This is a genomic window from Micromonospora sp. DT4 (assembly GCF_049841675.1).
Classification (GTDB): domain Bacteria; phylum Actinomycetota; class Actinomycetes; order Mycobacteriales; family Micromonosporaceae; genus Micromonospora.
Genome location: NZ_JBNCKT010000219.1, coordinates 1 through 3,851 on the forward strand (window position 1 = coordinate 1; position 3,851 = coordinate 3,851).

Annotated in this window: 4 protein-coding genes; 2 read left to right on the forward strand and 2 right to left on the reverse strand. The window is 70.9% G+C overall.

The genetic code is table 11. The features are described 5' to 3' along the window. Positions 1-189: 189 nt before the first annotated feature. Together ACLQ24_RS28840 and ACLQ24_RS28845 are read left to right on the forward strand one after the other, a co-directional pair. Complete coding sequence (locus ACLQ24_RS28840) at positions 190-441, forward strand: DivIVA domain-containing protein (RefSeq protein WP_425894891.1); 252 nt, start codon at positions 190-192, stop codon at positions 439-441. A gap of 92 nt (positions 442-533) precedes the next feature. Continuing rightward, positions 534-770 carry a hypothetical protein gene (locus ACLQ24_RS28845; protein WP_425894894.1) on the forward strand — a complete coding sequence of 79 codons (237 nt, stop codon included), beginning with the start codon at positions 534-536 and terminating at the stop codon, positions 768-770. 108 nt (positions 771-878) lie between these two features. On the opposite strand, the gene ACLQ24_RS28850 is transcribed toward ACLQ24_RS28845, so the two are convergent. Both ACLQ24_RS28850 and ACLQ24_RS28855 read right to left on the reverse strand, forming a co-directional pair. Continuing rightward, positions 879-1,655, reverse strand: a complete 777-nt coding sequence (locus ACLQ24_RS28850; RefSeq protein ID WP_425894892.1) for a DeoR/GlpR family DNA-binding transcription regulator — start codon at positions 1,653-1,655, stop codon at positions 879-881. Positions 1,656-1,692: 37 nt separating this feature from the next. Continuing rightward, positions 1,693-3,678, reverse strand: a complete 1,986-nt coding sequence (locus ACLQ24_RS28855) for a beta-galactosidase (RefSeq protein ID WP_425894893.1) — start codon at positions 3,676-3,678, stop codon at positions 1,693-1,695. Between the last annotated feature and the right edge of the window lie 173 nt (positions 3,679-3,851).

Sequence of the window (3,851 nt, forward strand, 5' to 3'; positions counted from 1 at the left end):
AGCGCTCGGGTAACACTCCGGACACCCGTGATGTTCCTACCCCACCAACCATGATCCACAAGACAGGCCCTAGAGCGTCGGGAGATGCGAATCCCGGCTCCGAACCGACTTGGACGAATACCTACCACGAAGAAGGGTGCTCTAGCGACCCCGACGCACCCGTCGACCGACGACGAACAGAGGTGACCGATGACCAGAGGCACGCCCCACGACGGCAGCCGGCTGCATCCGCGGCACGTACGCGACCATCAGTTCGCCACCGTCGGCTTCGGCCGGCGGGGCCTCGACCCCCGGGAGGTGCGGCGGTTCCTGCACCGCGTCGCGCTCGACCTGACCGCACTGCATCACGATCTGGCGCTGCTCAGCGAGGAGAACGCGCGGGTCAAGCGTGCGCTGCGTGCCCGGCAGGGCGCCCCCTGGCCTGAAAGGCGGCAGTGGTGATCCCGCCGGACCGCATCTTCGTACCGCTGCCTCGGGCCGCCGTGCTGGCATTCACCGAGCCGACCGACCCGACCGACCCACCGCCCCGCCACGTGATCCACCTGCCGGTGGCGGTTCCCGACCTGGCCGGGACGCTGGATCTGGCCCGCACTCTCGCCCGGTCGCTGGCCTCGACGCCAGAGGTCGACGTCGCCGGCATCACGGTGTCGGCCGAGGACGCGCAGCACGTACGACATTGGGTTTTCTGCGACCGGATCATGCCCGACCGCCGCCGCTGCGCGCGGCACGCCAACCATGTCGGCGCGTGCCTGTCTGTCGACGACCCATAGATCGATCATGGAGTTGTGGTGCCGGACGAAGTTCCCGAGACGCCCCCATCCGGGCACCACAACTCCATGATCGACGCAAGGGGGCAGGGGGCGGGGGCGGTCGGGCCTTCAGGCGGGGTCGACGACGACCAGTTCGCCGACCAGTTCGCCGATCGTGGTGCGAGCCTCGGCGGGTATCCCGACGTCGGTGATGAGGACGTCGGCTGCCTCCAGTGGGGCGATGGTGGCGATGCCGATGGTCTCCCACTTGGTGTGGTCGGCGAGCACCACGAGTCGGCGGGCAGCCCCGATGAGGCAGCGGTTGACGCCGGCCTCCAGCAGGTTCGGCGTGGTGAAGCCGGTACGCGGGCTCAGACCGTGCACCCCCAGGAAGAGCAGGTCGACGTTCAGCGCGCTGATCGCCGCCTCGGCCACCGGGCCGGTCAGCGCGTCGGACGGGGTACGGATGCCGCCGGTCAGGACGACGGACTGGTCGGCGCGCGGGTTCTGGTAGAGGGCGTCGGCCACCGGGATCGAGTTGGTCACCACGGTCAGCCCGTGGACGTCGGACAGCAGGGTTGCCAGCGCGGCGGTGGTCGTGCCGGCGGACAGCGCGATGGCCATCCCCGGCTCCACCATCGTCGCCGCCCGCTCGGCGATGGCCCGCTTCTCCGCCTGCTGGCGGATCGACTTCGCGGCGAAGCCGGGCTCGTCGGCCGAGCCGGGCCCGGCCAGCGTCGCGCCACCGTGGACCTTGTCCACCAGGCCGCGCTCGGCCAGCACCTCCAGGTCGCGCCGGATCGTCATGTCGGACACGCCGAACCGGCTGACCAGGTGGCTCACCCGTACGCCACCGCGCTGGCGGATCAGGTCGAGGATGGCGCTCTGCCGCTGCTGGGCCAGCATCTGCGGAACCTCCTTCGCACCATGGCCGTCGACCACACTACGACCGGTCCTCGCGGATCACGGCCACCTCGCCGGCCGGCACTGTCAGCTCACCCGTACACCGCGTCCCGGTCAACAGCTCCGTGCCGCGCACGGCGACGCGTACCTCGGCTTCGGTGTGGTTGATCGCGAACAGCCAGGTCCGCTCGCCGTCGCGACGTCGTACCACCTCCACTCCGGTCGGCGCCTGCGCCGCCGGGCGGACGCCGGCCTCGTCGAGCAGTCGGGCCACCAGGCGGTCGGTGGCCGGCTCGTCCAGCCGGGTGCCGACGTACCAGGCGGCGCCCGCGCCGAGCGGCCGCCGCGTCAGCGCCGGCACGCCCGGCAAGGACCCGTCGGTGTACGACGCCAGCACCTCGGCGCCGTCGGGGTGCAGCGACTCGGTCCACACGTCGGCGGTGGTGCCGTCGAGTGCGACCGGCTCGCCCTCGCGCAGGGGGAAGAACTCCTCGGTGCGTACGCCGAGCAGGTCCCGGAACGCTCCGGGGTAGCCGCCGAGGCGGATGTGGTCGTTCTCGTCGACGATGCCGCTGAAGTAGGTGACCGCCGCCGTGCCACCGGCCTCCACGAACCGGTGCAGCGCCTCGACGTCGGCGTCGCGGACGAGGTAGAGGGTCGGTACGAGGACGAGCCGGTAGCCGCTGAGGTCGGCCGACGGATGGACGATGTCGGTGGTCACGCCGGCCCGCCACAGCGCCCCGTAGAGGGCGTTGAGCCCGTCGGTGTAGGTGACGTCGACGCTCGGGTGCGAGTCCAGCTCGACCGCCCACCAGGCCTCCCAGTCGAACAGGATCGCCACGTCGGCGTCGACCCGGCTGCCGCGCACCTCGGCGAGGGCCTTGAGGTCCGCGCCGAGCTGGCAGACCTCCCGGAACACCTTGGTGTCCGGGCCGGCGTGCGGCACCAGCGCGGAGTGGAACTTCTCGGCGCCGGCCCGGGAGGCGCGCCACTGGAAGAACAGCACGCCGTCGGCGCCCCGGGCGACGTGGGCCAGGCTGTTGCGGCGGAGCTGACCGGGGAGCTTCGCCACGTTGCGCGGCTGCCAGTTGACTGCGCTGGTGGAGTGTTCCATCAGCAACCAGGGGTCGCCGCCGGCGACGCCCCGGGTGTGGTCGGCGGCGAGCGCCAGCCCGAGGTGGGCCCGCGGGTCGGCGGCGGTCAGGTAGTGGTCGTTGGAGACGAGGTCCACGTCGTCGGCCCAGGAGTGGTAGTCCATGTGCTTGGCCATGCCGATCATGAAGTTGGTGGTGATCGGCTGACGGACCAGCCTCGTCAGCGCCGCGCGTTCGGCGCGGAGTTGGGCGCGCTGCTCGTCGGAGGAGAAGCGCAGGAAGTCGAGCTGCTGCGTGGGGTTGGCGAACGTCGGCGCGGTGCGCGGCGGGTTGATCTCGGCCCAGTCGCCGTAGCGCTGGCTCCAGAACGCGGTGCCCCAGGCGTCGTTGAGCCGGCCCAGGTCGCCGTAGCGCTCACGCAGCCAGCGGCGGAACGCCTCGGCGCTGACGTCGCAGTAGCAGTGCACGTTGTGGCAGCCCAGCTCGTTGGAGACGTGCCACATGACGACGGCGGGGTGTTCGGCGTACCGGCCCGCGACCGCGCGTACCAGCTCCAGGGACCGTTCGCGGAACACCGGCGAGCTGGGGCAGTACGCCTGCCGCCCACCCGGCCAGAGGATCGCGCCGTCGGCCCGGCGGGGCAGCGTCTCGGGGTGCGCGCGGGCCAGCCAGGGCGGCGGACTGGCGGTGGCGGTGGCCAGGTCGACCTGGATGCCCCCGTCGTGCAGGAGGTCGAGCACACGGTCCAGCCAGCCGAACTCGAACCGACCGGGGTGGGGTTCCAGCAGCGCCCAGGAGAAGATGCCGACGGAGACCAGGTTGACCCCGGCCCGCCGCATCAGCTCGACGTCCTCCGGCCAGGTCTGCTCGGGCCACTGCTCGGGGTTGTAGTCGCCGCCGAAGTAGATGCCGTCACCCTGCCATCGCCGCATGACAGGTGAGGGTGCACCCGTCCACTCACCGAAGTCAACAGTTTCCAACATCGACTTCCTTTCCAACGTTTACCTCGTAACGGCCGTATCACGACTGGGTTATTGACCCGTAACCCAAATGGTTTGTGATCGTTTGGGGTGTATGGGCGTTACGGTGCGGGACGCGCGTCGGC